We start from the raw sequence: 26,988 nt of genomic DNA on the forward strand, positions 1-26,988 counted from the left end.
AGGGCTCAAATGAAACTGGATATTTTATTAGAAGAAGTGGAGAGACAACCAATCGGTTATTATTGTGTTTTGTCGAAAAGTCATCGTTACGATATAGCTGTTACGTATTCACAACAGTTTCTTGGAAAAGCAATGGTTACCTCTATTCAAAATGGGAGAATGATTTTGTTAAGTCAAGAAGATATTGTAGAGGAACAATATTGGGCACCGAGGTTAGGAATTGAGATTGAAGACATAGAAGAGTTTCAAAGCTTTTTTTATATGATTCTTCAGTCACAAAGGTTAGAAGAGCAATATTAATAGAATAAAAGAAGGGGATGATTGATTATGTACTATGATATTATTACGAGTCCATGCTATGGAACAATTGAAAAAGTTTCTATTGTTAAGGATTCTCGAGTTTATGAATGGGAGCCATTATTTTCGATTAAAGATATGAATGGTAAACTGGAAGTAATTAAGATGGGATGTAGCGGAGAAGTTCACTCTTTAGAAGTAGAGGCAGGAGATAAAGTAATTCCAGGTATGGTATTAGCTTATATTCAAGAAGACCTTTTCGTTAGTGGTAGTGATTAATGATAGAACAATGAGGAAGATGGAGGTGCTCATCTTCCTTTTTTTATTAAGTAAAGGAAAGAATGTTTTATTTTCAGATTAATTAAAAAAATCTGTATTTAATGATACAATACAAATTAAGTAGCCCAAAGGAGGAATAGCAGAATGTTTTCCATTGCTCGTAATAAAATTAGACCTATTGTTTCTCTACCTATCGATCAATCCGAAAAGGAATGGAATATAGACGTTGAAAATATAAAAGAACCTTTTCTATTTTTAAAAAGGGGAGAGAAATTATTTGCATACGTTCATGTCAAGGATCTGCTATCAAACAGTAAGGACTTACATTCCAAGGCATTGCTTGCAAATGCAGTTTCGCTAGATACAATATGTTATCTTAGTAAAAATATTTCTTTAACAGCTCTGTTTCAAATTATTGGAGCGCCGATTGCGATAGTGAAAAATGAAATGGATGAGTTAATAGGATATATAAGAAGAGAAGATGTTTTTGCAGAACTATTTAAACAAGAAAATCAGAGTGTTGATATATTAAAAATTATTTTAACGTCTATTCCAATGGGGATTTTTGTAGTGGATCGTGAAAAGAAAATTGTAAATTGCAATGAATCTGGTTTGAAGATGATTAAATCTACACCTGAAAGAGTAATGAATGTACCAGCAGAACAAATTTTTAACGAAGGACATATTAATAACGTATTTGCAACGGGAAAGACAATTTTGAATCAATTACAAATCACAAATGAGATGGGTGTATTAGTTGACTACAGTCCCATTCCAAACTTTGATGGAAATATTGAAGGAATGGTTATTATCGTACAAGATTTGCCGATGGTTGAGGACATGGCAATGGAAATTGAATATATAAAGGATTTAAACAAAGATTTGCATGCAATTTTGTCTAGTATTTATGATGAAATATTAGTTGTTAATCATAAAGGGGAATTAATTCGTTACAGTGAAACCGTTATTAATGATTTTTGGGGGAGTAATTTGAAGGATCTTTTAGGTAAAAACCTTTTAGACTTAGAACAGAAAGGGTTATTTAGTCCATCTGTTACGCGATTAGTATTGGAGCAACAAAAAAAGGTATCAGTTGTACAAGAAACAAAAAGTGGAAGAAAAATATTGGCAGTTGGAAATCCTGTATTTGATGAAAACGGAGAGCTTCATCGTATTATTATTGCTTCAAGGGATATTACAGAAGCTACGAGATTAAAGACGGAATTACATGAAATAAAGAGAATATCAGAGCAATATAAGAAGGAATTAGATGATTTTAAAAATAAAGATCGTTTTCTTAAGAAACTTATTTACTGTAGTCCGAAAATGGAGCAAATTATAAACCAAGCTAAAAAAATAGCAGATTTCTCTTCCAATGTTCTTATTTCCGGAGAATCGGGCGTCGGGAAGGAAGTAATTGCTCAAGCAATTCATCAACTTGGAAAGCGATCTGCAAAGCCATTTTTAAAATTAAATTGTGGTGCAATTCCAGAAACTTTGTTAGAAAGTGAACTATTTGGTTATACGAAAGGTGCTTTTACAGGAGCAGATAAAAATGGAAAAGAAGGATATTTCAAGCGAGCTGATCAAGGTATTTTATTTTTAGATGAAATTGGAGAAATGCCTCTACATTTGCAGGTGAAATTGCTTAGGGTCCTGCAGGAACAAGAAGTAATTCCTATTGGAAGTACAATACCTACGAAAATAAATGTACAAATTATTGCCGCTACAAATAAAAGTCTGGAAAAGATGGTAGAGGCAGGAACGTTCCGTGAAGATTTATTTTATCGTTTAAATGTAATTCCATTGCAAGTGCCTCCTCTACGAGAGCGAATGGAAGATGTCCCAGTACTCGCTTTTCATTTTTTACAACAGTTAAATGAAAAATATAATAAAAACTATCATTTAACTCCGGATGCACTTAACTTACTAGAGTTTTATTCATGGCCAGGAAATGTACGTGAATTACAAAATATGATTGAACGTTTAGTAGTATCAGCAGACGATCCAGTAATTGAAGCTGAGTTTGTTAGTAAGTTTTTAACCCCCGGTTATGACTTTAAAAAATCAAAACCAGTTATTACGAGAGTATTACCGTTACAAGAAGCACTACATTCTGTAGAAGAACAATTGATTTTACTTGCAATGAAGCAGTATAAAACAACGACTAAGGCAGCAAAAGCTCTTGGCATTAGCCAATCTTCAGTGAGTCGAAAATATCAAAGGATTGTCAGTGAAAAAGGAATGCCAACTGATATAATCTCGTATTCCTAAAAAAGGAGAAGGTCACATAGACTTCTCCTTTTTTGTTAGTTTAGCGAGTTTTCCGCTATTCGTGGTTGGCAAGTACTATCATCTCACATTTCAGCAAAATGAAAGATGGTAATGGTACTGATCTATGTTTTGTTTTATGCAAAGTGGAATAGTGTATGCAACAACGCATACTTCTTTTTTATTACACGTAAGAATATAGTTAGTTTTTATAGGATTCCTTTGTGCTTTAAATGTTGGCATGAAACTTGCTTATAAATATATAAACGATCAATAAAGGAGGATTCAATATAGTGCTAGATTTAAAAATGTATGTAAACGGTGAATGGAGAGAGTCTAGTAATCAAGAAAAAAGAACAATAATTAACCCTGCGAATGGCAAGGGTATAGCATATGCACCTGAGGGAACAATTGAGGATACAAAATACGCGATCGAAGTGGCAAGAGCGACTTTCGATAGTGGAATTTGGTCAGAAACATCCACTGCTGAAAGGGCATCATATTTATTTAAAATAGCAGATGAAATTGATAAAAATATGGAAGAGTTAGTGTATCTTGAAACAATGGATAATGGAAAAACATACCGTGAGGCAGAAGGAGATATTGGAGATGCAGCGGCTTGTTTTCGCTATTATGCTGGATTGATTACAAAGCCAGATGGGCAAACATATCATGTAGCCGATCCAATGCAAGCAATGGTTGTAAGAGAGCCAGTTGGTGTTTGTGGATTAATTGTTCCATGGAATTATCCGCTATTGATGAGTGTATGGAAAATTGCACCTGCTTTAGCAGCTGGAAATACAATTGTGTTTAAACCTTCTGAAGTGACACCAATTACTGCGACAAAGCTATTCGAAATCCTTGAAAAAATAGGGCTACCAAAAGGTGTTGCTAATATGGTAATGGGGGCCGGTCCAATAGTAGGGAATGAAATTGCAGCGAGTAGTAAGGTGGATATGATTTCCTTTACAGGTGGAACAAAAACAGGCAAGCACATTATGAGAACTGCAGCAGATAATATGAAAAAGATTTCGCTAGAACTTGGAGGCAAATCACCGAATATTATTTTTGCAGATGCAGATTTTGAAACAGCTATTGATTATGCACTATTTGGTATTTATGCAGGTAGCGGACAAGTATGTTCAGCAGGATCGAGAATCCTTGTTGAAGAAAGCGTTTACGATAAATTTATTAATAGTTTTGTGGAGCGAGCGCAGCAAATTAACGTTGGGCCTGGTGATAATCCTGAATCAGAAATGGGACCACTTGTAAGTCAAGAACATATGGAAAAAGTATTACGCTACATTGAAATTGGGAAAGACGAAGGCGCAGACATTGCTTGTGGAGGTAAGCGAATACTGACAGATGGAAAAGGTGAGGGTTTCTTTATTGAACCAACGGTCTTTGTCAATGTAAAACCCGATATGCGCATTGTACAGGAAGAAATTTTCGGTCCTGTTGTAGTAATTCAAAAGTTTAAAAATGAACAAGAAGCAATTGAGTTAGCAAATGGTACAGATTATGGCTTAGCTGGAGGGGTATTTACAGTTGATGGTGCGAAAGCAATGCGTGTAATTCGCAAGCTTCGCGCAGGAATTACGTGGATTAACAGCTATCATCCAACATACAATGAAGCACCTTGGGGTGGATATAAGCAAAGTGGTATAGGTCGTAGTCTAGGAACGTTTGGTTTAGAGGAATTTCAAGAAATTAAGCAGATTAATATAAATCTAGAAGTAGAACCTATTGGTTGGTTTGCAAATAAAAAGAATATAGGAGTGAAATAAATGGGAACGAACGTGGAAAATAAATTGAATGAACAAGATGTAAAAGGTTCAAATGTAAATGAGTATATTACGAAAGTACTACAGTTAATTGAAAAAGAAAAAGTTCCTGAAGAAGAAGCAAACTGGATTCAAAAAGAAACAGTAGATGGATTTAGAGAGCATGTGAATCCTGGTTTTCTAGCATATAGAAAAACAGTAACAAAGGATGGACAATTTGCGGCAGTAGAATGGTCTGATGAAGGATCTTGTTTTATGGATATTAATGGTAAAAAATACATTGACTGTTTAGGTGGATTCGGAATTTACAATGTTGGTCACCGTAATCCGAAAGTAGTAAAAGCTGTGACAGATCAACTAAAGCGTCAAGCATTACACAGTCAAGATTTACTAGATCCACTTCGAGCGATTCTTGCAAAGATTTTAGCGGATATTACACCTGGTGATTTGAAATATGCCTTCTTCACAAATAGTGGAACAGAAAGTGTAGAGGCAGCATTAAAACTAGCAAAAATGTATAGTGAACGAACAACTTTCATTTCTACAACTCGTGCTTTCCATGGTAAGAGCCTTGGTGCTTTATCTGGGACGGCAAAAGGAATGTTCCGCAAGCCATTTTTACCATTAATTCCGGGTTTCCGTCATGTCCCATTTGGCGATATTGATATGATGAGAAAAACATTTGAGACATGCGCATTAGTGGGAGAAGATGTTGCAGCAGTTATTTTAGAACCAATTCAAGGAGAGGGCGGTATTATTTTACCTCCAGAAAATTATTTGAAACAAGTACGAGAGCTTTGTGATGAGTTTGGATCACTCCTTATTTTCGATGAAGTACAAACTGGAATGGGACGTACAGGGAAAATGTTTGCAGCGGAATTATATGATGTTGTGCCGGATATTATTTGTCTGGCGAAGGCATTTGGTGGAGGCGTTATGCCAGCAGGAGCTATCGTTGCGAAAGAGAAAGTATTCCAAAGTTGGTTTGAAAATCCATTTATGCATACAACAACATTTGGAGGGAATCCGCTGGCATGTGCGGCTGCAATTGCAACAATCCATGTATTATTGGAAGAGAAATTACCAGAACGTGCTGCTGAAGTTGGGGCGTATTTCTTAAATGGATTGAAACAAGCAGCAGAAGGGCACGAGGATAAAATCTTTGAAATTCGTGGTCAAGGTTTAATGATTGGTATTGAATTCCATAAAGACGAGATTGGTTACGAAGTGTCAAAGGCAATGTTTGATCAAGGTATTCTCGTTGCTGGAACGTTAATTAACTCAAAAACAATTCGTATCGAACCATCTCTTACAATTAGTTATGAAGAGGTAGATACAGTTATTAATACGTTTAAATCTGTACTAGCGCAAGTAAAAGGAAAGTAATTTTTGTATAAAATTATATACGGATTCAAACTAGTAAAACTATCATATTGTTTACTGTACTAGTTTTGATTGCAAGGAGGCAGTGTAACGAAAGTTGCACTGCCTTTTTATTACATTTTATTTGTAAGTATTTACATATATTCTGTCTTAGTGTACTATTTAACTAGTACACTAAGACGGAAGGAGGGAAGAAATGAAAATAGAATTTTCTCCAAATACACCCATTTACATTCAGGTAATGGAATACATAAAAAAAGAAATTGTAGTTGGGCATTTATCGCCTGGTGATAAAATTCCCTCTGTACGTGAATTAGCGAGTGAATTACAAGTAAATCCAAATACAATTCAACGAACATTTCAAGAATTGGAACGTGATGGTGTTGTTGTAACGCGTAGAGGAATGGGACGATATGTAACGAATGAAGGGGAGAAAATTATGGAGCTGCGCAAAGATATGGCGAAAGAATTACTTCATTCTTTTATAGATGGAATGGATAACTTAGGGTTTTCAGAAGACGAAATCCTTTCAATTCTTCGTTCTTCCTTACATGAGAAGAGGGAGGAGAGCAAATGACAGAACTATTAAAAATAGAAAACTTATGGAAGAGATACGGGTTAAAAGCAGTGATTCGTGAATTGAACATAGAGATTACGGAAGGGAAAATTATAGGGCTTGTTGGAGATAATGGGAGCGGGAAAACGACGTTATTGAAAATGATTGCAGGTTTGCAGCACCCTTCTGAAGGTAGCATTACAATTAACGGTAAAAAAGTTGGGTTAGAGACGAAAGAAATTGTTTCATTTATGTCCGATAAGCCAGTCTTTGATGATTGGATGACTGTAAAAGATGCTTTATTTTTCTATCGAGATTTTTATAAAGACTTCGATATTCAAAAAGCGGTAGATACGATTGCGGAATTTAAAATACCGTTAGAAGAAAAAATTAAAGCATTGTCAAAAGGGATGATTGAGAAGCTACAAATCATTTTAACATTTTCTCGAAAAGCGAAGTTATACGTACTGGATGAACCGCTGGGCGGGATTGATCCTCTTTCTAGAGAACACGTATTGGATTTAATTTTACAGTTTTATAGAGAAGATTGTACTATATTAATTTCAACTCACTTAATAAATGAAATTGAAAATATTTTTGATGAAGTAATCTTTTTAAAAGATGGGGAAATTGTTCTATATGAAAATACAGAAGAACTTCGTTTTCAGAGAGGAAAAGCAATTCATGAACTGTTTAAGGAGGTGTTTAGTAAGTGAAGTCAATACTATCCTATTTGTGGAATGTAAATAAGAAAAGATACATTGTTACTTTTTTACTTTTTGTGCTAATTGAAGCGGTTTTATTTTCGCAAATGATTGTAAGAAAGAGTGATGCGGCCATCAATAGACAAGAGGGCATATTTGGGATTATTATGGTTATCTTTCTTTTTTATGTAATTTATATGTTTTTGCAAACAATGAAGTCATATTCTCGCTTACTAACCAATCCAATGTTACGGATTACAGCAATATCTGGGAAACAATATGTGTTTTCTATGCTTATTTTCTCATATATTGCAATGGCTATATGGTATGGGGTATGTGGAGTTCTTTTCTACGTAAGTTATGTATTAGCTTTTCCTACGACTTCTGTATATGTAGAGGCAAAAGAAATAATGCAAGTGGGCATAATGAATAATTTAATATATGCAATAAGCGATTTGTTTGATTTTTTGTTTGTGACGTTACAAATCTTATTAGTAATTACTCTAGTTAAGTTGCTCACTAAAAAGAAAAAAGCACAAAATATACTGATCGTTATTATTTCTCTAGTAGTAAATATAACGATTACTTTAGCGGTAACCTTGCTAGGAAAATTAGCTCCAGCTTTCCAAGGATTGCGAAGAGTAGAATATCGTAGTGAAAGTAAAAGTCTTTTTATTGAGATGTTTCAAGAAAATGGATTTAATATTTTTAATATAAGTTTTATGGTAATTGTTAGTGCTCTAATAATATATGTAATTGCTTATATTATCGACAAAAAACTAGAAGTCTAAAGGAGGAATCAGCATTGGGAAATGTAGTAGTAAAATTAGAAAATGTTCGAAAAAAGATTGGTAGAACAGAAATTATTCGAGGTTTATCATTTGAGGTTCGAGAAGGGGAAGTGTACGGATTCCTTGGACCGAACGGTAGTGGTAAGACGACGACAATTCGTATGATGACAGGTCTTATTTCTATGACAGAAGGCGATATTACAATTTGTGGTCATAGCATTCGCACGGAACGTGAAAAGGCGTTAGAGCAAATTGGAGCGATTGTAGAAAATCCCGAACTATATGATTATATGACTGGTATGCAAAACTTAAAGCATTTTGCGAACATGGCAATTACACCTATTAATAAAGAGCGCATCGCTGAAATTGTAAAGCTTGTTGAATTAGAGCATGCAATTCATAAAAAGGTAAAAACATACTCACTTGGTATGAAACAACGTTTAGGAATTGCGCAGGCGTTACTTCATCAGCCGAAAATATTAATTTTAGATGAACCGACAAATGGATTAGATCCAGCTGGTATTCGCCAAATTCGTGATTATTTACAACGACTAGCGAAAGAAGAGAATATCGCGGTAATCGTATCGAGTCACTTATTAAGTGAAATTGAATTAATGTGTGATCGCGTCGTAATTATTAAACAAGGTGAGTTTGTACAAGAGTACAACTTACATGAACAAGCGAAACATGATGAGACAGTAGTAGTAGCGTTTGAAGTAGATGAAGTTCAGAAAGCGAATGAAATTATTAAGGGTAAAGCACAGGAGAATGTAATTGTGGCATCTGTAACAAAAGAGAGCATTCCACAGCTTGTAAAAAAACTTGTGCATGCTGATGTGCTTGTATATGGTGTTACCGTTCAAAATAAAACGTTAGAGGATGAATTCTTAGCGATTACTGGGGGAGTGAAAGCGTAATGTTTAAATTAATTCAAAATGAATTTTTAAAGTTACATGCGAAAAAAGGTATGTATATTTTAATCGGTGTCATTGCGGCACTCGAAATTTTAGGGAATTTAGCAATGATGAAGTGGGGAAAAGGTGATGAGTTTAAGGGGTCGTATTTAGATTATGCAAACTCAGAGATTGGTTTAATCGTTTTATTCGCAACAATTTTTGGGATCACACTTGCAGCCCGTACTCTTACTGATGAGTTCCAAAAAGGTACAATTAAACAATTGTTAATTCGTCCAAGAAAACGACTTACAGTTTTATTTTCTAAATATATTACTGTGTTATTAGCGATGCTATTTATCATATTTGCTGGTATGTTCATTGCAACGATTATTGGTGGTATTGTAATGGATGGTAGTAAAACAGATTTAACGTTAGGAATTGTTTTAAAAACGATGTTATATCAGTTTGTATCACCATTTTTCTTTGCAACACTTGCCTTTTTCTTAGCAAATGTATTTAGAAAATCCGTATTGCCATTAATTATTACGTTGTTCTTATATTTCTTGCAAGGAGCAATTACTATTGCACTAATGATGTTTGCAAAAGGTGTAGCGAAGTTTGTAGTATTCTTCCATTTAGATTTAAGAGCTTACGACAGTAATAAATTGGTAAGCGATGGAATGGAGCCACCATTTGCAGAATTTACGTTTACAACTTCATTATTACTTTTAGCTGCATATTTTGCTGTATTACTTGTAGCATCAAGTGTATTATTCCAAAAACGTGACGTATTATAATAAAAGAAATCCCCGTTTGTAAAAACGGGGATTTTTATTACATAGTTTTTTACATTTCTAGTATTCTGTATTGTTAATTTGAGATGCTGTTAGCGATAGAATACCGGATCTTCTCCAGCTATTTAAGTACAGCAAATGTAAGTTGTAACGAAGTTGAAGAACTGTGATATGGTATATCCAATAAATTCGTTATTATATATGTTAAGAGATACGTTGCTCGAAAGTATTTGAGAAAAATAGGAAGATTTTCAACTATATTCATATTATAATATAGTTATCCTGCTATTTGTAGGAGAAGGATTCCCTATAACTGATTAAAGTTTTACTTTAACAATCTTTGGAGGTGTGCAATATTGCAATATGCATTTTCACGTATAAGACTACGTAGCTTTTTTGGATGGATGATGATAGGGTTGTTTCTTACGATGATTCCATTAGGTTTATCAAATGTTTCTGATAGCACGTTAGAGGTTATTTCACAAATAACTGTATTTTTTGTATTTCCGTTATTTTGGTTGTACGTAAAAGCAAATAAAAATAATGTTGTTTTTAAAAGTTTCTTTGATAAGCCAGGACGTTTACCGTGGGGACTCATTTTATTAGCAACGATAATGGGAATGATTTTTTCAGTCGGTATATCTCATATTCAATTTTACATATTAGCACATACGTTACCGAATTTCTTAGTTACCATGTTAGAAGATGGAACTGTTATTAATACGAGTAACATATATATGACGATATTTACTTTCATTTCAGCATGTGTATTAGCACCTATTATGGAAGAGATTATTTTTAGGGGATTCTTTTTACAGCGAATGGCTTATAAATGGGGAATTAAAAAAGCTGTAATTATATCTTCACTTATTTTTGGTTTAGGACACTTTGATGTTATTGGTGCTTTCATGTTTGGTGTTGTTATGTGCCTTTTATACATAAAAACGAAAAATATATGGACGAATATTGCTGTGCATGCTCTTAATAATTTAATTGCGACAAGTATGCAATTTGTCGGTGGAGAAGAAGGTACTGCAATCTCAATTCCTGAATTACAAGCACAAAGTAATTTATGGATTGGTATCGGTCTTACAGTTGTTGGGTTACTTTGGTTAATTCCTTATGTTTGGAAACAATGGCGTACAGTAAAAGAAGTGGGTGTGCCACCAGTGCGCTTCATAAATGAAGAAAAGGTAGTGAATGCATCACAAGAAAATGAATTGTATAGTCAAGTGATCGTAACAGATAGATTGATGGCTGTAGAACTACCAGATGAAGCGGTAAATAAGCTTCGGTTAGAAGAAAATGATTATGTAACAGTTTCTGTAGAAGAAGATAAAATCGTTATAAAAAAAGCACATGATAGATAATTAAAAAACATCTCTCCTGTATAAAAGGAGAGATGTTTTTTAATTCGTAATAATTTCTACACGAAAATTATTACCGTTCTTTACATATTTAATATCTGTAACAGTGCGGACAGTTTTTAAAAGCTCCACTTTTTCACCAATTCGAGGGATCGTCGGAACATTGTCCCAAATACCAAGCAAGTCATCTAATTGTGCTGTTTTTTCATAAAACCAGATTTTCAATGTAAAGCCCCTTTCTCGAACTTTATGTATTTTAATACATAATATATTATTTTTATTCTTTTTGTAAGGGGTTTTTAGATTTTTTGTGAATAAAGTGAAACTTTAATGAGTTGGAGTTTTATTCATCCTCACCGATTATTAACCTTCACCAATTGGGCGTTTACGGGTAGCCAGACTCCCTATTAACTTTTTGGCTACAACTGAATTTTGAGGTGGGAGTTTTACTGCCAACAAATAGCGTGATAAAAATAAATTAATTTTCTGGGAAGATATGCTCAATGTCTGGAGTAAGAGATACTTCTGATAATACGATATGAGAAACTGTCGTTGCATATGAAGAAACATCATTGATAAATTCTTCAAGTTCAACGAGTGAAGGAACAGAAATTTTTACAATGTAGCATAAGCTTCCTGTTACCCGGTAACAAAAACTTGCAGATGGATAAGATTGGATAAACTGTTGCATACGTGTTGTATCACCATTTTTTAAAGTGATTTCTAAAATACAATCTAAAACAAGTCCTGCTTTTTTATAATCAATATCGATTGTGTATTTTTGAATAATTCCTTCACTTTCAAGTTTACGAACACGTTCTGTAGTAGACGGAGCGGATAAGTTTACTCGCTTTGCTAATTCGCGCATGGAAAGGCGACTATCATTATATAATTCATTTAAAATCTTTCGATCAACACGGTCTAGTTGCATTTGTAAATATACCTCCAGCAAAATGATAATTTTTGTAAAGAAAAAATATGAATTAAGATTCATATGAAATGTAAAGTGAACTTCATTTATTTTACAATAAAATAGAAGGAAATAGGAGGGGAAATGATGGAGAGAATTTCATTATCAAATGTAGGAGATACAAAGTTTCAAAAGTTATTAGGCCATAATCCAGACATATTACATTCGTGGAGTACGTTAGAGGATACACTGTACAATAAAGGAACACTTTCAGCAGAGTTGAAGGAGCAAGTGAGAAGAACATTAGCGTATGGGAATGAATGTCCGTATTGCATGGCAAAGGGAAGACCTGATGATGTGCAAAAGGCAGAGGAGATTAGTGTAGCCGTTACTTTTGCGCATACATTTGTTCATGATCGAAAGGCGATAGATGATAATATGTTTCATGTATTAAAACAATATTGGACGGAAAAAGAAATTGTAGAACTGTGTGCTTATATTTGTTTTATTACTGCGTCGCAGCAATTTGGTTTTGTATTTCAACTACAACCAAATTAAGGAGAAAATGATGATTAATCAAATAGCACTTATCATAATTGATGTACAAAAGGCGTTTCAATTACCATACTGGGGGGAGAGAAATAATCTTTTTGCTGAAGAAAATATGAAAAGTTTATTAGAAGAATGGAGAAGAAGGAAGCGACCAGTTTTTCATATTCAACATGTAAATAAAGAAAATGTTCAGTCGATGTTTTATCAACAAGCAGAAACAGTAAACTTTAAAGAAGAAGTGAAACCACTGCGAGATGAAATACTTATCCAGAAATCCGTTAATAGCGCGTTCATTGGGACAAATTTAGAAGAACAATTAAGAGAGAAAAAATGTAATACGGTAGTGATTGTAGGATTAACAACAAATCATTGTGTGGAGACTACAACACGAATGGCAGGTAATTTAGGATTTACAACGTATTTAGTGAGCGATGCGACGGCTACATTCAATCGGAAAGGTCTGGACGGGGCAGAGTATAGTGCAGAGGACATTCACAATATGACACTTGTAAACTTACATGATGAATTTGCTAAAATCGTTACGACTGAAGATATCTTAAAATTATTTTAAGAAAATAATTACGGAATTATGTAGAAAAAAATAAGAATATTTCGTATAATCTAAGTATAATCATTTTGAAAATAGGGGTGGCATCATATGGAGCAAATTTCAGTAAAGAAAATAGAAAAAGTACTCGTTTTAGCAGGTGAGGATAAACAAAAGCAAAAGGAATTTTATGAATTGCTCTTATCAACGGAGTTTTATGTTGCTGGTTCACTTGAAGCAGAAGACGGGGCAACGGAAGGAACACTTCGTTTGCGTCATTTCCAAGGAGAGGGTAGATGGATCGTTCCGTTCTTTACACAATTGAAATTTGTAAAAGATGTGTTGCCAGAAGGTACACCCCTTATTACGATACGTGGAAAAGAATTATTTGGTGGCATTGAGAAGGATGCAACAGCTGTATTAAATGTTGGTACTGATATAAGTAAAACATTTATTCCGGAAGAAATTGCAGATATCGCATCTGGACGAATTTTTAATTATTATAAGTAAAAGGAAAAGCTTAATTGCTTTTCCTTTTTAATTTAAACATGGAGTGCTACGCCTGAAGAAATAGAGAGTGTTTTATTATTTGTATTTATTGTTGCTGTAGCTCCAAGGGGAATACCGATATTTGGATTTATATGTCCAATCGGTAAACCGAATAGGACAGGTATATCATATGGCATGAAATATTCATATAATATTGTTTGCAATGATTGAGATGGTTTAGAAGGGGTGCAATCATGACAACTTGAAAAAATAACGCCATTGCATTCATTAAACTTTCCAGATAAAAGTAGTTGATTTAACATACGATCGATGCGGTATGGTTCTTCCCCGATATCTTCAAGCAATAAAAGTGTATTGGCTGTACTTATTTCATAGGGTGAACCAATTACACTCGTTAAAACAGCTAAATTCCCTCCAACTAATGTACCGGTAGCTGTACAGGCTGAGCTAGGTACGATACATTCTGATGCAGATAAGATAGAAGAATACGGGTGGAAGAGCTGATTGAAAGAAGATAAAGAGAGAGAATCTATACCTTTGCCTACTTCTTCAATCATCGGACCATGAAACGTAACAAGCTTTGCATAACGTGAAAAAGCAGTATGTAAAGCTGTAATATCGCTGTATCCCCAAAAAATTTTTGGATTTTGTTGAATGATTTCATATTGAATGTGAGGGAGAAGACGAGCGCTTCCGTAACCACCTCGTGCACAGAAAATTGCTTTTACTTCATTATTTGTAAAGGCTTCATGTATATCATCAAGACGAACTTGGTCACTTCCAGCTAAATACCCATACTTTTCATAAATACTCTTCCCAATTATTACGGATAATCCCATCTCTTGTAATACATTTACACCTTTTAATACACTTTCAATTGTAGGTGGACCAGACGGTGCAATAATCATTACTGTATCACCATGTTTTAACGCATTTGGATAAATCATTGTTTTCAGCCTCCTTCTCTTTCAATATATTCGCTTCATATGAAGTTCAACCCTTGTAAAAGAAGGGGAAAGCTTGTCAAATAAAGAAGATATAAGGGGGATAGGAGGGGAAATGATGTTTACAAGTCGAGTAATAGACATATTGCAAATTAAGTATCCCATTATTCAAGCAGGTATGGCGGGTGCCATTACAACGCCAGAACTTGTTGCAGCTGTAAGTAATAGCGGAGGATTAGGAACGCTTGGAGCAGGCTATATGAGCCCAGAACAAATTCGTAAAGCGATTTATAAAATAAGGGAACTAACAAATAAGCCTTTCGGTGTTAATTTACTGTTAACGAAAGAGGTGCAGATAGAAAAAGAGAAGATAAATGAGGCGAAAGTCTTACTTAATGGAGTGAATAGAGAGTTAGGTATTGAGGAAGAGGATGTAGTAAACCTTCCCAAAAGTTATAAAGAACAATTACAAGTGTTAGTAGAAGAAAAGGTACCGGTCGTTAGCTTTGCATTCCAAACGTTAGAACAAGAAGAAATAGATGAATTAAAAAGAAGAGGAATAAAAGTCATCGGAACAGCGACTCATGTAGCAGAAGCGAGAGCACTTGCCGAGCTAGGGGTAGATATTATCGCCGGGCAAGGTAGCGAAGCAGGAGGTCATAGAGGAACGTTTATTGGGAAAGAACAAGATGCAATGATTGGTACGTTTGCGTTAATTCCGCAGTTAGTAGCGGCAGTTCCGCATATCCCAATTGTTGCAGCAGGTGGTGTAATGAACGGACAAGGGCTTGTTGCAGCATTTGCGTTAGGGGCAGAAGCTGTTCAAATGGGATCAGCTTTTTTAACGAGTGAAGAAAGTATTACACATGACGTATATAAAGAGGCTGTATTAAAAAGTACAGATACCAGTACAATTGTAACTCGTGCGTTTTCCGGGAAATATGCACGGGGTATTCGTAATGAATTTATAGAGAGACACGAAGGAAAAGAAGAAGGGCTTCCGATGTATCCAGTGCAAAACGTATTAACTTCTAAAATACGCCAAGAAGCAGCGACGCAAAACAAGGGAGAATATATGTCACTTTGGGCGGGACAAGCATCGGCATTAGCAAGAATTGAGCCAGCTCAGCACGTAGTGGAGCGGGTCGTGAAAGAAGCAGAGGATGTAATGGAACAATTACAAAATGTATATAGAAAAAGACCACTTGAATAGTTCAAGCGGTCTTTTCATTAGTTTGCTTTATAAAATTGTTGGATGGCCTCGTCGATGTAAACCCAGCCTTTCCAACCTAAGTGCATATGATCTTTTAAGAAGTATTTATCATATTCATGGTTTGAGAAGTCGGCAATTGGATAACCAGCTTTCTCAATTTGCTCATGAACTTTCTTATAGTACGCTTCGCGGCGTTCTTTCGGGAATCCAGCGTAATCGTACCAAGGACCTTTTACAGGAACAGAAATGAAGAGTGGTTTTGCACCAGATTGTTTTAATAAATCAAGTACAAGTTGTAAGTCTTCATACTCTGGTGATTGGTCATAAGCATCATTTTTTAAGTAGCCTTCACGCTGCTTTAATTTCTTCTTAATTTTGCTATTGAAGTAATCGTCTTCAATACCGTATTCATTAGACCCTGATTCTGCTGCACCTGTTTGATCCGCATGTTTACGAGCTTCATCCCAGTTCATTTGTTTTAATGAAGGGTCAAGTTTTTCTTTATGCGGTTTAATATCAAACATTGCTGTAAATAAATCTTTACGATCTAAAATGTTACGATACACATAAGCGAAAGGTTTAGCAGCAAGTGCTTTTACTTTATGCTTTGTATCATCATAAGCGATACCTTCAAGCGAAACTTTAAGTAAAGTTTCTTTCTTAACGATCTCAAAGTTTAATAAACGCTTTGCAATTTGTTTTTTCATTTCAGGCTTTAAGTCATCATTGAAAAGGAAATGATAGCCTTGTTGTTTTGAAAAGTTAGGTGCAAAGTGTGTTTCATCAATACCTTGTGGCACAAACCATTGCGGAGAAAGAACGAATACCATTTTCTTGTCTTTCAATTGATCCATTGTAGATGCAAAGTTTAATACGTGTACAAGGTCTTGTGTTCCGCCGCGTCCAAGAAGGAATGGTGTGAACCCTTCAGGCTTTACTTTGAAATAATTTGATGGATGGAAAGCATCCATACGTGCGAATTCCGATGAACCGTACATCGGAAGATATTTCGGATCTGCTAACATCTTTTGCTGTAAAATCATACTTTGAATCTTTTCTTCTTTCAAAGAAGTTGCAGCTTGTTCTACTTTTTCATCACTTAAAAGTGGAAGTAGGAAGCGCGTCGGAATAAGTAAGAATACAGCAAAAAGGGCCAATGCTAAAAGCATCGGACCAAATTTTGCTTTGTTCATCGGATTTCTTCCAACTTCTTAATAACCATGTTTGGTGTAGCCCACTCGTCACGGTCAAAATCAGAAATAGAAACTTCAATATCTAAACGCTCTTGGAATTCAACTAATAAAGATACTACAGCGAAAGAATCAAGAATACCTTCTTCAAATAATTGAACATCTAAGTTTTCTTTCACAATATCGTTCTCACATACTTCTTCTAAAATATCTAATACTTGCTCTTTGAATTCTGCCATTTTTAAAATCTCCTTTATATCCGAATATATTATATGTGCAACTTCTTAATAGAATAAGAAGGGTGCATTAAAAGTATCTGTTAAGGTGTCCAGAGAAAATAAGGAAACCGAAACATACAACGTGGAACGTAATTACAATCGCAAGGACGTGTGTAAATTTATTGTTTGGCCAAAACTTATGCTTCTTGTTTTTTCGTTCGAAAATATCGAATAGAATAAACAGTGCAGCATGATATAGACCATAAATAACATACTGCGCAACAGCGCTTCCTTGGATGTGCCAAATTCCCATAATGAAGAAGTTTAAAAATGCACCGATATACGAAATAGTGTAACGGTTCTTAATTAACTTTTTCTTCGTTGCAAAAAAGACGAAACGCATGTAAATAAAGTCACGGAACCAGAATGATAAGCTCATGTGCCAGCGGTTCCAGAAGTCTTTAATGTTACGACTAATAAACGGCTTATTAAAGTTTTCTGGCGTTTTAATTCCCATCATATAACTTACACCAATTACAAATGAGCTATAACCAGCAAAGTCGAAGAATAAATATAAGCTATAGCTATACATGTAAATCATATTTGAAAGGATTGTATCTTGTTGAGCAAATGCTGGATCCATAAAGTATTGCTTTACTAAGTAAGCAATAATAAATTTATACAAGAAACCTTGGAAAATACGGTTTAACCCTGTATATAGTAAATTTTGATATTCTTCTGCACTAGGTGGTTTTTGAATATCTTTTTGGAATCTTCGGTAACGATCGATAGGTCCTGTTGAAATCGCAGGGAAGAATAGAACGAATTCCCAGAAGTTAAAGAAAGAAAGTTCTTTAATTAAACCATCACGAACTTCAAATACCATTTGAACTGCTCTAAATGTTACGTAAGATATACCTAGAAAAACAACAAGTTTTAACTCAGGTAAAAACGATGCAAACGGTGCGATTTTTGCCAAAATAAGAGGCAAAATCGATAAAATAACAGCTATACAAAACGTGAATGTACTATTATTTTGTTTTCTTAAAATTAAATAGCCTTTAATAAGGACATATTGCCAAATAATAAATGCAGCTAACATCATTGCTTGCTTCGGTTTATCCGAGAAGATAATAGCAATCATGACTAATGTTAAAACGGCATTATATTTACGCAACATTTTACCTTTTAATCCAGCTATGATAGTAGGTATTAATAAAATGCCCACTATAGCGAAAAAATAAAATGATCCATATGCGGTCATGCTGTAACCTCACTCAATAATTTTTTGCGATCTACCTTTCCATTTGGTGTCATTGGAATAGAAGATTGATACATGAATTTACGTGGAATCATGTAGTTTGGTAATCGCTCATTGAGTTCTTTTTTAATTGCAGATGTTAATTTGAATTCTTTTTCAAACGAATGTTCTCCAGGAACAACAACCGCTAATAAATAATCGTATTTCTCACCTTTTTTAATCGGAACAATAACTGCTCCTTCTACGTAAGAACACGCACGAAGATGATGCTCAATTTCTTCTAATTCCATTCGATAACCATGAAGCTTAATTTGGAAATCAAGACGACCATTATAGAATAGAAGACCATTTTCTACATAGCCAGCATCGCCTGTTTTATAGGCGCGCTCACCGTCAATCATAGTAAATGCTTTTTCTGTTAATTCAGGGCTTCCTAAATATCCAACGCTTACACTTGGACCGACAATTACGATTTCACCTTTTTCACCATCAGGTGCAATTGTACCATCTTCTTTCATAATAAGAAGGCGACAGTCTGATTTACAGTAGCCAACTGGAAGTGATTTGTATTGATCAAGCACTTCTTCTGTAACGTGAATACCTGTTACAGCAACAGTAGCTTCTGTTGGACCGTACGTATTCATAATTGTTGCTTTCGGGAAACGCTCAATTAGTTTTCTAGCCACTTCATTTGGTAACACTTCACCGCAGAATAAGAATGTTTTCATGTTTGGTAGCATACTCTCAGAGAAAGATGCTTCCATTAAACACATTTCAGCGAAAGATGGTGTTGAAGTCCATACTTGAGTATCCGATTGCTCTAGAGAAGTAAACAAGTCTTTTGGACGTGCAATCATATCTTTATCGATTGCCCAAAGTGTACCGCCTGTTACTAATGATGGGTAAATATCCATTACAGATAAATCGAATGAGAAAGGTGCTTGGTTTAAGAATACTTGCCCTGTTTGTAAGTTGAAATCTTCTACAGCCCATTTTGTAAAGCTAACAAGGCAGTTATAAGTAATCTGAACCCCTTTCGGATTACCTGTACTTCCTGATGTGTAAATAATGTAGAAGTTCTCATCACCTTTTACCGCATGTTCAGGATTTGGAATGTTCCCTTTATGAGTAAAGAAAATATCTTTTAAGTTGTCTTCACTTACGATGCGAACTGGTAAATCAGTTACAGTTACTTCTGCAGCTGATAAAAGTAATTTCGCACCAGAATTTTCAGCGATACGTTGTACGCGATCAGCTGGGATAGATAAATCTACAGGAATGTAAGCATGTCCAGCTTTTACACACCCTAAAAAGTTTATAATCATTTCAGGTTGCATATGGCCATACACCATAATTGGTGAACGATCATCTGGATATTCAGAAGAAATCCAATGTGCTAACGCATCAGAATCTTTCTTTAATTGTTTGTACGTAATTTTCGCATCTCGCCAAACAAAAGCGGTTTGATCAGGCGTTTCTGCAGCCCACTTTTCAATTTGTTCTAATAACTTCATAACGTTCCCACCCTAGAATTCATTGTAAATAAATGTACTTGTGTTTGTATCATGGAATCCATACAACCAAAGTAATGCAAATAAAATTGCAAGATAATAAACCGTCTTTGCAACCCATTGTGTGAGTGGTCGAGACCATATCTCTTTTAATCTTTCCATGTCTTTCCCTCTCTTAATGAAATAATAGCTCTTTGTAGGTATCATGTCCTACATTATTGTGAAAAAAACAAAATTCCACATTTTAGGTAAAAATAAGACAAAAGGCTCTTTTCTGATATTAGCACTAAATACTAAAAAAGAAAATCCCTAACTTAGCAATTATATTACATTCGGCATGAATTTGTAATGGGTTTGACATGTAAATAGAAAGTGGATTGTATGAATACATAAAAGTGGATTGTGAGAAGGCGTGAAAAATATAATATTTGTTTTTTCATGCAATCAACAAAGGCTGAGTAAACTTTAAATTTCTAGCTCTTTTTTAAAAGGAGGAAATTATCATGAATAGAGTGTGGAAGAGTCTTATTTCAGAAGAAAATATTATGAAATGGAGACGGCATTTTCATAAGTATCCGGAATTATCGTTTCATGAAAAAGAAACTTCGCAATTTATATATGATACGTTATGTTCATTTTCTTCTTTTGAAGTAACAAGGCCAACGAAATACAGTGTATTAGCAATTAAAAGGGGTGTGGAACAAGGTAAAGTAGTTGCGATTCGAGCTGATATTGATGCTTTACCAATTCAAGAGGAGACAAGTAAATCTTATACATCTGTTCATAAAGGAAGGATGCATGCGTGTGGGCATGATGCACATGCGGCTATTTTGTTAAGTACAGCAGAGGCGCTGTCAAATATGAAGGAAGAGTTTGTAGGGGAAATTCGTCTATTCTTTCAGCATGCAGAAGAGGTATATCCTGGTGGTGCTAGGGAAATGGTTGAGGCGGGTGTGATGGACGGTGTTGATTATGTAATAGGTTTACATGTTATGTCTGGATTGGAAAGCGGGAAGATAGGAATTGTATATGGGCCGATGATGGCAGCACCAGACGTATTTACAGTTGAAATTCACGGTAAAGGAGGGCATGCAGCGCGGCCAGAAGAAACGATAGACCCTATTGCTATTGGAGCGCAGATTATTACAAATTTACAACATATCGTATCAAGAAATACAAGTGCTTTTATGCAGAGGGTAGTTTCAGTTACGCAATTTCATGGGGGAAAGGCTGACAATATTATTCCCAATACGGCAACTTTAATGGGAACTGTGCGTTCTTTTAATCAAACGTTAAGATTGGAAGCAGAAGAGAAAATTGAACAAATCGTGAAAGGAATTACAAAAGCACATGGAGGGGATTACACATATACGTATCGTTACGGATATGATCCTGTTATTAATAATGAATATATTACAAAAGTGGTAGAAGAAAGCGCACTACATTTGTTCGGGAATGAGCGTGTTGTGAAGCTTGAACCTTCTATGGGGGGAGAAGATTTTTCAGCATATTTAAGAAAAGCACCGGGTTGCTTCATTAAATTGGGGACGAGGAATCAAGAGGATAATACTTGTTATCCTCACCATCATCCAAAATTTGATGTAGATGAATCAGCTTTAATTTATGGAGTGGAATTATTTTTAGAGGCGGCCATAAGACTACTAAAATCATAGGTGCATATAAAAAAAGGCAACTGCGCTCTATCGCAGTTGCTTTTATTTCTTTCCGTCAGAGAGGGCTGAGAAAGAACTATGCTCATTTATAGTATATGAATAGCTAACGGACAAGCTTGTACATTTTAATCATTTTTTTAAAAATAGTTATTGACTTTGATAATCAATTTCAATTAATCTAATGTTACAGTTGAAATTGATAATTATTATCAATAAAATGGATGCGACATGTTAATGAGAAAAAAATATCACCTTCTGCGAAGGGGATTAAAAAATAAAAATAAAGATGTTGATCAGCATATGGAATGGCAACGAAATGTAATTCGTTCTCAATATGTAGATGAGAAGAATAAAATGCAAACAGAAAAAGCGATACATAGTAAAGGGAGAGATTCAGTTGAGTAAGCTAGTAATGATTTATGCAAGTATGAGTGGAAATACAGAGGAAATGGCAGATCATATTGCAGGCGCCATTCGTGAAACAGAGAATGAGATTGAAGTTATTGATATTATGGATTCACCAGAAGCTTCTATATTAGAACAGTATGATGGTATTATTTTAGGCGCTTATACTTGGGGAGACGGGGATCTTCCAGACGACTTCTTAGATTTTTATGATGCAATGGATTCTATTGATTTAACTGGTAAAAAAGCAGCAGCATTCGGTTCTTGTGATTCGGCTTATCCAAAATACGGAGTAGCGGTTGATATTTTAATAGAAAAGCTGCAGGAACGCGGAGCAGCAGTTGTGTTAGAAGGACTAAAAGTAGAATTAACGCCAGAAGATGAAGATGTAGAAAAATGTTTACAGTTTGGAGCTGAATTCGTAAAACACCTTTCTTAATGGCAGAAGGGAGATGAAGAGCAATTGCATGAGAAAATCGCAATAAAAACGATGACAGATTATCATTTGTATGATTTTATGCGTTGTCCACATAAATTTTATTTCCGTCATATAAAAAGAAGAGAACCTTCTTCATTTGAATGGCAACAAATAGCACAAATGATTGTGAATCAAATTATTAATGAGTATTACACGCTACCTGCGAGCCAACAAACGAAAATTGTGCTTTTAATATTAATAGAAAAGTATTGGAAAAAGGTAAGGATTAGTATGTTTGCTTCGAAGACGGGGTACTATATTGTATTAGCAAAGCTAACTGATCACTTATTACAGTTTGTTGAAAGAGATGATAGTCAGACGCCACCATTGTTTTTGTATGAGAAGTTTCAAACATATATGGAAGAGTTAGGTGTCCACATGTCATTGACATTTGAAGTTGGTGAGTGGAGTACAGAGTCATTTGTAATTAAAAAATATGTTATTGATGCGGATGAGGAAATGCTAGCTCTTTGTCAGAAGTTAATGACAGTATTCAGTTATAAAGCTTTCGGCATTCTTCCAGGGAAAATTGAAATTATTAATTTAATGGAAGGAACTAAGTATGAATACATTCCGAAACAGGAAGATATTATAACTGGAATGGATGATTTATTTAGAATGAAAGAAATGTTACAGCAACCTGAGCACTATACAGAGCGTGATTTTCGTTCAGAGTGTACGAGTTGTGCTTTTCGTAGTGAATGCCAGGGGGAAGAAGTAAAGGAAGAAGCGAAGCAGAAGGAAAATATCGTACATTAAAGGATGCAAATTTGCATCCTTTTTGTTATTGACATGAAAAGCTTTTCATCATTTACGGTATATTTGTAGCAGATTTTAATGCGGGCTAATAATCAGTGGGGGATGCCCCCGCTGATTAAAGTTTCACTTTATAAGAGGAGGAATAATCAATGAAAGATGAAACGAAAGTATTTCAATGGTTAAAAGAACAAAATGCTCCTTTTGGAATTCAACTGCAAATTTTACAGGCATTTCAATTGTACAAAGTTATTGTTGAAATGGATAAAAAGTTAATGATGTATGAGGAGAAAGAATATAGGGAGAGAATTTAATCTCGTCCCTGTAATATCGCTTTTAGCTGTTCTGTATCTGCTATGAATTTAAGCGCATTCTTTGTTTCAAAGTTATAAATAATATTATGTAGTAAAGGGCTGTATTGATAAAAACTAGTGATACGGTGAATGAGTAATGGATCGTGGTGAGAAATAATTGTACTGTATTGTTCGTATACAGATGTTGTAAATTCACGTCCGAAATCATAATAGAGCCCGGCAAAATCAAAGGCAGGATCTCCAATTTGAGCATCACCAAAATCGATAATCCCTGAAATATTCTTGTTCTGCTTATTAAATAAAATGTGATGATGTGTAAAATCGGCGTGAATAATTGTATTTTGAAAAGTGGATGTAGCTATACATGCAAAGAAATTTTCGAATAAATGATGTAAGGCTGATTTCTGTAATGAAGTAAACATGTTAGTAAGATACTGATTTAATTTTGTTTGTAGCTCTTTCCAGTAGGTAATTGTTTTTTCAATTGGATATCCTAACGTTGTAATTTGTTTTACAGGAATATTATGTAGTGCCGCAAGGAAAGTAGCTAATTGTGTAATGATTGCTTTCAATTCTTTTTTCTCTAGTGTGGTAACTATTTCTTTTTGTAACGGTTCACCATGAATGAGAGTATAGTAACTACAAAGCGGAATAGTATCAGTATCCTTTTTATATAATAGGTGATACTTTGGAACCTCAATTTCTTGTAGCGAATGAGAGAGAAGTGTGCATAGTTTTTTTTCTAACGGAATTCGTTTAGCATATTCCTGTTTTCGTGGGAAACGAAACAGTAGGTCGTCATTAATTATAACCGCTATATTATCCCATCCTTCTTCATTTTGTTTATATGAATGTATAGAAAGATTAGGCAGAGCCTGTTTTATATACTGTTTGTAAGAGTCCATAATCGTTCCTCGTTTCTAAGTTAAAATTCTGATATTCCATTTTATAATATCAGAATTTTCATTCATAATGTTAATATGTAACTAACATTATGAATAGGGATGGGGAGTATGGTGAAGAAAAGAATAGTAATCATTTCTATATGTATCGCTTTTGGTTTGTTTTGGTCATATAAAGAGGCAGTTTTCGCTACCTTTAAATCGATAGATCAGTACGAGTTAAATAAGGAATTAAAGAATAAAAGTATAGAAACTTTAACTCATAAAGAAATGAAACAAGTAGGAGAGCACTTTGTGACAGCACAATTATCAGTGTTTGAGTTTCATAATAAAGAAGATGTGAAGCGAAAAGGCGAAGAGATATTTATAAGTAGGGGATATGAACAATTAATACAAAATTATTATCCAAATCGTTTTCGAGATTTAGAGTATAAATTTACAAATGAGGAGATACGTGAAGTGACGGATGAGAGTTTTCTCTATCATGCTGTAGCGTATGTTGCGGGTACTGAAAATGGTAAGAGAAGTGAAATGAAAGTAAATTATGACGTGAAAGTTGTAAAGGTTAATAATATATTTAGGGTGCTCGAACAAAAGCAGTACGTACAATAAAGTGAAACTTTAATCAGTAAGGTGTTCACTCTTACTGTCCACAAATAGCGGGATAAAAAGCCCCCTCGAGGAGTAGAGGGGGTTAAAGATTTTCATTTTGTTGACCAAGTTCTTTTTGAGCAATGTATACATTTCCTTGCTCCACTTGTTTCTGTGTATAAACAGAATCGCCTGCATATCCTTTTTCCGTTTTCACAGTTCTTTTTGAGTGATTTGAATCTTGTTTCTTCATATAATATGTCACCTTTCCTTAAAAATAGACGAAAATAATGAGTACGAGTAATACAGCAGCGAAAATGGTAATGCCCATTAAAAACGAAGCGTTTTTATATTTAGGTGGTTTATGTATATCTTGCTGGTATCCAGGTGAGATTTCAGGGGCGAATTCTTCATCGAATGATTGATCTTTTTCTTTTTCGTCCATATGTATCCACCTTTCTTTTTCATTATGTTATACGTTACAAGAAAAAATATGCATAAAGAAAACAGCCGCTCTAGCGTTAGCGGCTGTTTTGTGTTGTATATTTTCTTTGAACTTGGAAGAGACGGATTAGAAGGAAGCTAGCACCAAATGCTAGACCGATAATAAGACCCATCCAATATCCTTTTGCTGCCCAGTCGGTATATGTTGCTAATATGTAACCGAGAGGGAGACCTATTACCCAATAAGCGACTAATGTCATAATTAAGGCAACATTTACGTCTTTGTAACCACGTAGTGCTCCTTGTACAGGAGTTGCAATTGCATCTGAAATTTGAAATAAAATCGCAAATATAAGGAACTCTTTTGCTAAATGGTGAACATTTGCATCTGTTGTATAAATAGATGCAATTCCATCATCAAAGAAATAAAGAAGAATCGAATAGAAAAGAGCGAAAGCAAGGGCTAATCCAATGCCGATAAACCCATATTGTTTTGCGCTATCATATCGTTTTGCTCCAACTTCAAATCCAACTGCTATCGTCATTGCCATTGCTAAACTTAAAGGAGTCATATATAACAAGGAAGCGAAGTTCATAGCTGCTTGATGCGCTGCAATTGTTGTCGTACTAAAGTTACTCATCATTAGTGTAACTGCAGCGAAAATACTCGTTTCAAAAAAGATAGCAAATCCGATAGGGACGCCAAGTTTTAAAAATGATTTCCAACTCGAAAGAGAAGGACGATATAACTGTTTAAAAATATTAAAAGATGCGAATGGCTCTTTCGTACGAATAATAATGACGGTAATAATTAAAATGCACCAATAGGTTGCTGCAGAAGCAATTGCTGCACCGACACCACCGAGTTTAGGGAAACCAAAGTTCCCAAAAATTAATACATAATTTAATACTACGTTAATCGGTAATGATAGTAATGTAATGATCATCGTTGTTCGAGTTTTTCCTAATGCATCAATAAATCCACGCAAAACAGTATAAGTAAATAATGGGATAACTCCAATCGCGATAATACTTAAAAATTGTGCTGCAATACGTTCAACAGGTTCTTCTAATCGCATGCCATTTAAAATAGGTGGAACAACGAAGAAGCCAATAAGGATAACAACGAAGCTAGCGCAAACTGCTAAATAAACTGCTTGTATGACAACGTGAGGAACATCCTCTTTTTTCTTGGATCCAATGAGTTGGGCAACAATAGGAGTAGTAGCCATTAAAACCCCTGTTAATCCTGTACTAACTGGGAGCCATATACTCGTTCCGATAGCCACACCTGCTAAATCAATTGGACTGGCATGTCCGGACATTGTCGTATCAAAAAAGCTCATTGCAAATAATGACATTTGGGTTACGAAAATCGGGAAGAATAGTAATACAAAGTGTTTTAGCTTTTGTGAGAATGAAGTAGTTTCTTTCATAAAATCCCCTT

The 26,988-nt window shown here is 34.8% G+C and carries 33 protein-coding genes; 21 read left to right on the plus strand and 12 right to left on the minus strand.

All coding sequences use genetic code 11. The features are described from left to right. The first annotated feature begins 9 nt into the window (after positions 1–9). The 11 genes from DPQ31_RS06860 (at position 10) to DPQ31_RS06910 (ending at position 11,125) form a co-directional block, all read left to right on the plus strand. Complete coding sequence (locus tag DPQ31_RS06860; RefSeq protein WP_000762558.1) at positions 10–300, plus strand: SAV0927 family protein; 291 nt, start codon at positions 10–12, stop codon at positions 298–300. A 27-nt stretch (positions 301–327) separates the two neighbouring features. Then, positions 328–576 (plus strand): biotin/lipoyl attachment domain-containing protein, encoded by a 249-nt coding sequence (locus DPQ31_RS06865; protein ID WP_000291046.1) that lies wholly within the window; start codon positions 328–330, stop codon positions 574–576. A 144-nt stretch (positions 577–720) separates the two neighbouring features. Beyond that, a complete protein-coding gene (locus DPQ31_RS06870) occupies positions 721–2,850 on the plus strand; it encodes a sigma 54-interacting transcriptional regulator (RefSeq protein ID WP_000491359.1) in 2,130 nt (709 codons plus the stop codon). Positions 2,851–3,140: 290 nt separating this feature from the next. After that, on the plus strand, positions 3,141–4,634 hold the full coding sequence (locus DPQ31_RS06875) for an aldehyde dehydrogenase family protein (RefSeq protein ID WP_098138258.1): 1,494 nt from the start codon (positions 3,141–3,143) through the stop codon (positions 4,632–4,634). Then, a complete protein-coding gene (locus DPQ31_RS06880) occupies positions 4,635–6,017 on the plus strand; it encodes a putrescine aminotransferase (RefSeq protein ID WP_208731716.1) in 1,383 nt (460 codons plus the stop codon). It abuts the gene before it with no gap. Between the two features lie 193 nt (positions 6,018–6,210). Continuing rightward, a complete protein-coding gene (locus DPQ31_RS06885; RefSeq protein WP_000687521.1) occupies positions 6,211–6,591 on the plus strand; it encodes a GntR family transcriptional regulator in 381 nt (126 codons plus the stop codon). Continuing rightward, a complete protein-coding gene (locus DPQ31_RS06890; RefSeq protein ID WP_087970671.1) occupies positions 6,588–7,286 on the plus strand; it encodes an ABC transporter ATP-binding protein in 699 nt (232 codons plus the stop codon). The genes DPQ31_RS06885 and DPQ31_RS06890 overlap by 4 nt, the downstream gene beginning before the upstream one ends. After that, positions 7,283–8,065, plus strand: a complete 783-nt coding sequence (locus tag DPQ31_RS06895; RefSeq protein ID WP_087970670.1) for an ABC transporter permease — start codon at positions 7,283–7,285, stop codon at positions 8,063–8,065. The genes DPQ31_RS06890 and DPQ31_RS06895 overlap by 4 nt, the downstream gene beginning before the upstream one ends. A gap of 14 nt (positions 8,066–8,079) precedes the next feature. After that, entirely contained in the window at positions 8,080–8,982 is a 903-nt protein-coding gene (locus DPQ31_RS06900) for an ABC transporter ATP-binding protein (protein WP_087970669.1), read from the plus strand. Beyond that, positions 8,982–9,758, plus strand: coding sequence for an ABC transporter permease (locus tag DPQ31_RS06905; protein WP_208731717.1), 777 nt, complete (start codon positions 8,982–8,984; stop codon positions 9,756–9,758). The genes DPQ31_RS06900 and DPQ31_RS06905 overlap by 1 nt, the downstream gene beginning before the upstream one ends. Positions 9,759–10,111: 353 nt before the next feature. Next, positions 10,112–11,125, plus strand: a complete 1,014-nt coding sequence (locus DPQ31_RS06910) for a CPBP family intramembrane glutamic endopeptidase (protein WP_001198834.1) — start codon at positions 10,112–10,114, stop codon at positions 11,123–11,125. Positions 11,126–11,164: 39 nt separating this feature from the next. Here the strand turns inward: DPQ31_RS06910 and DPQ31_RS06915 are convergent, their stop codons facing one another. Then, positions 11,165–11,347, minus strand: a complete 183-nt coding sequence (locus DPQ31_RS06915; RefSeq protein WP_000707110.1) for a DUF3913 family protein — start codon at positions 11,345–11,347, stop codon at positions 11,165–11,167. 253 nt (positions 11,348–11,600) lie between these two features. After that, positions 11,601–12,053: an Lrp/AsnC family transcriptional regulator gene (locus DPQ31_RS06920; RefSeq protein WP_001175506.1), complete on the minus strand. Its 453-nt coding sequence runs from the start codon at positions 12,051–12,053 to the stop codon at positions 11,601–11,603. Positions 12,054–12,179: 126 nt separating this feature from the next. Here DPQ31_RS06920 and DPQ31_RS06925 point away from each other — a divergent pair, with 126 nt between their 5' ends. The 3 genes from DPQ31_RS06925 to DPQ31_RS06935 all read left to right on the plus strand — a co-directional run bounded on the left by DPQ31_RS06925 (position 12,180) and on the right by DPQ31_RS06935 (position 13,641). Beyond that, complete coding sequence (locus DPQ31_RS06925; RefSeq protein ID WP_000439731.1) at positions 12,180–12,590, plus strand: carboxymuconolactone decarboxylase family protein; 411 nt, start codon at positions 12,180–12,182, stop codon at positions 12,588–12,590. Positions 12,591–12,600: 10 nt separating this feature from the next. Beyond that, positions 12,601–13,155, plus strand: a complete 555-nt coding sequence (locus DPQ31_RS06930; protein ID WP_000609834.1) for a cysteine hydrolase family protein — start codon at positions 12,601–12,603, stop codon at positions 13,153–13,155. Between the two features lie 87 nt (positions 13,156–13,242). After that, complete coding sequence (locus DPQ31_RS06935; RefSeq protein ID WP_000435260.1) at positions 13,243–13,641, plus strand: SseB family protein; 399 nt, start codon at positions 13,243–13,245, stop codon at positions 13,639–13,641. 32 nt (positions 13,642–13,673) lie between these two features. Here DPQ31_RS06935 and DPQ31_RS06940 read toward each other — a convergent pair whose 3' ends face one another. Beyond that, positions 13,674–14,588 carry a S66 peptidase family protein gene (locus DPQ31_RS06940; RefSeq protein WP_002038221.1) on the minus strand — a complete coding sequence of 305 codons (915 nt, stop codon included), beginning with the start codon at positions 14,586–14,588 and terminating at the stop codon, positions 13,674–13,676. Positions 14,589–14,703: 115 nt separating this feature from the next. On the opposite strand from DPQ31_RS06940, the gene DPQ31_RS06945 reads away from it, so the two are divergent. Continuing rightward, a complete protein-coding gene (locus DPQ31_RS06945; RefSeq protein WP_000495238.1) occupies positions 14,704–15,798 on the plus strand; it encodes an NAD(P)H-dependent flavin oxidoreductase in 1,095 nt (364 codons plus the stop codon). A 17-nt stretch (positions 15,799–15,815) separates the two neighbouring features. On the opposite strand, the gene dltD is transcribed toward DPQ31_RS06945, so the two are convergent. From dltD to DPQ31_RS06970, 5 genes are all read right to left on the minus strand, one after another. Continuing rightward, positions 15,816–16,991, minus strand: a complete 1,176-nt coding sequence (dltD, locus tag DPQ31_RS06950; protein WP_001030274.1) for a D-alanyl-lipoteichoic acid biosynthesis protein DltD — start codon at positions 16,989–16,991, stop codon at positions 15,816–15,818. Continuing rightward, positions 16,988–17,227 carry a D-alanine--poly(phosphoribitol) ligase subunit DltC gene (dltC, locus tag DPQ31_RS06955; protein WP_000807310.1) on the minus strand — a complete coding sequence of 80 codons (240 nt, stop codon included), beginning with the start codon at positions 17,225–17,227 and terminating at the stop codon, positions 16,988–16,990. The genes dltD and dltC overlap by 4 nt, the downstream gene beginning before the upstream one ends. A gap of 67 nt (positions 17,228–17,294) precedes the next feature. After that, positions 17,295–18,470, minus strand: a complete 1,176-nt coding sequence (gene dltB / locus DPQ31_RS06960) for a D-alanyl-lipoteichoic acid biosynthesis protein DltB (protein WP_000127935.1) — start codon at positions 18,468–18,470, stop codon at positions 17,295–17,297. Then, on the minus strand, positions 18,467–19,981 hold the full coding sequence (dltA, locus tag DPQ31_RS06965; RefSeq protein WP_208731718.1) for a D-alanine--poly(phosphoribitol) ligase subunit DltA: 1,515 nt from the start codon (positions 19,979–19,981) through the stop codon (positions 18,467–18,469). The genes dltB and dltA overlap by 4 nt, the downstream gene beginning before the upstream one ends. A 12-nt stretch (positions 19,982–19,993) precedes the next feature. Next, on the minus strand, positions 19,994–20,140 hold the full coding sequence (locus DPQ31_RS06970) for a teichoic acid D-Ala incorporation-associated protein DltX (RefSeq protein ID WP_000440293.1): 147 nt from the start codon (positions 20,138–20,140) through the stop codon (positions 19,994–19,996). A gap of 341 nt (positions 20,141–20,481) precedes the next feature. Here DPQ31_RS06970 and DPQ31_RS06975 point away from each other — a divergent pair, with 341 nt between their 5' ends. From DPQ31_RS06975 to DPQ31_RS06995, 5 genes are all read left to right on the plus strand, one after another. Further along, entirely contained in the window at positions 20,482–21,651 is a 1,170-nt protein-coding gene (locus DPQ31_RS06975) for a M20 metallopeptidase family protein (protein WP_001082805.1), read from the plus strand. A 234-nt stretch (positions 21,652–21,885) separates the two neighbouring features. Then, entirely contained in the window at positions 21,886–22,056 is a 171-nt protein-coding gene (locus DPQ31_RS06980; RefSeq protein ID WP_179861550.1) for a hypothetical protein, read from the plus strand. Then, the gene (locus DPQ31_RS06985) at positions 22,049–22,495 is read left to right on the plus strand and encodes a flavodoxin (protein WP_000041161.1); all 447 of its coding nucleotides are present in this window, start codon (positions 22,049–22,051) and stop codon (positions 22,493–22,495) included. Before DPQ31_RS06980 ends, DPQ31_RS06985 begins: the two co-directional genes overlap by 8 nt. Positions 22,496–22,519: 24 nt before the next feature. Next, positions 22,520–23,293: a hypothetical protein gene (locus DPQ31_RS06990; RefSeq protein WP_097959596.1), complete on the plus strand. Its 774-nt coding sequence runs from the start codon at positions 22,520–22,522 to the stop codon at positions 23,291–23,293. Positions 23,294–23,442: 149 nt separating this feature from the next. Next, positions 23,443–23,604 (plus strand): hypothetical protein, encoded by a 162-nt coding sequence (locus DPQ31_RS06995; protein WP_000651091.1) that lies wholly within the window; start codon positions 23,443–23,445, stop codon positions 23,602–23,604. Here DPQ31_RS06995 and DPQ31_RS07000 read toward each other — a convergent pair. Next, entirely contained in the window at positions 23,601–24,509 is a 909-nt protein-coding gene (locus tag DPQ31_RS07000; protein WP_208731719.1) for an aminoglycoside phosphotransferase family protein, read from the minus strand. The two genes, DPQ31_RS06995 and DPQ31_RS07000, sit on opposite strands and share 4 nt — an antisense overlap. Positions 24,510–24,608: 99 nt before the next feature. On the opposite strand from DPQ31_RS07000, the gene DPQ31_RS07005 reads away from it, so the two are divergent. Beyond that, a complete protein-coding gene (locus tag DPQ31_RS07005; RefSeq protein ID WP_142307102.1) occupies positions 24,609–25,118 on the plus strand; it encodes a biotin transporter BioY in 510 nt (169 codons plus the stop codon). An 82-nt stretch (positions 25,119–25,200) separates the two neighbouring features. Here DPQ31_RS07005 and DPQ31_RS07010 read toward each other — a convergent pair whose 3' ends face one another. The 3 genes from DPQ31_RS07010 to DPQ31_RS07020 form a co-directional block, all read right to left on the minus strand. Continuing rightward, positions 25,201–25,350 (minus strand): hypothetical protein, encoded by a 150-nt coding sequence (locus tag DPQ31_RS07010; protein WP_000743729.1) that lies wholly within the window; start codon positions 25,348–25,350, stop codon positions 25,201–25,203. Between the two features lie 18 nt (positions 25,351–25,368). After that, positions 25,369–25,542 carry a hypothetical protein gene (locus DPQ31_RS07015; protein ID WP_000343554.1) on the minus strand — a complete coding sequence of 58 codons (174 nt, stop codon included), beginning with the start codon at positions 25,540–25,542 and terminating at the stop codon, positions 25,369–25,371. 76 nt (positions 25,543–25,618) lie between these two features. Continuing rightward, positions 25,619–26,977: an MATE family efflux transporter gene (locus DPQ31_RS07020; protein WP_097959598.1), complete on the minus strand. Its 1,359-nt coding sequence runs from the start codon at positions 26,975–26,977 to the stop codon at positions 25,619–25,621. Between the last annotated feature and the right edge of the window lie 11 nt (positions 26,978–26,988).

The sequence above is a fragment of the Bacillus sp. COPE52 genome (assembly GCF_003355115.1).
Classification (GTDB): domain Bacteria; phylum Bacillota; class Bacilli; order Bacillales; family Bacillaceae_G; genus Bacillus_A; species Bacillus_A toyonensis.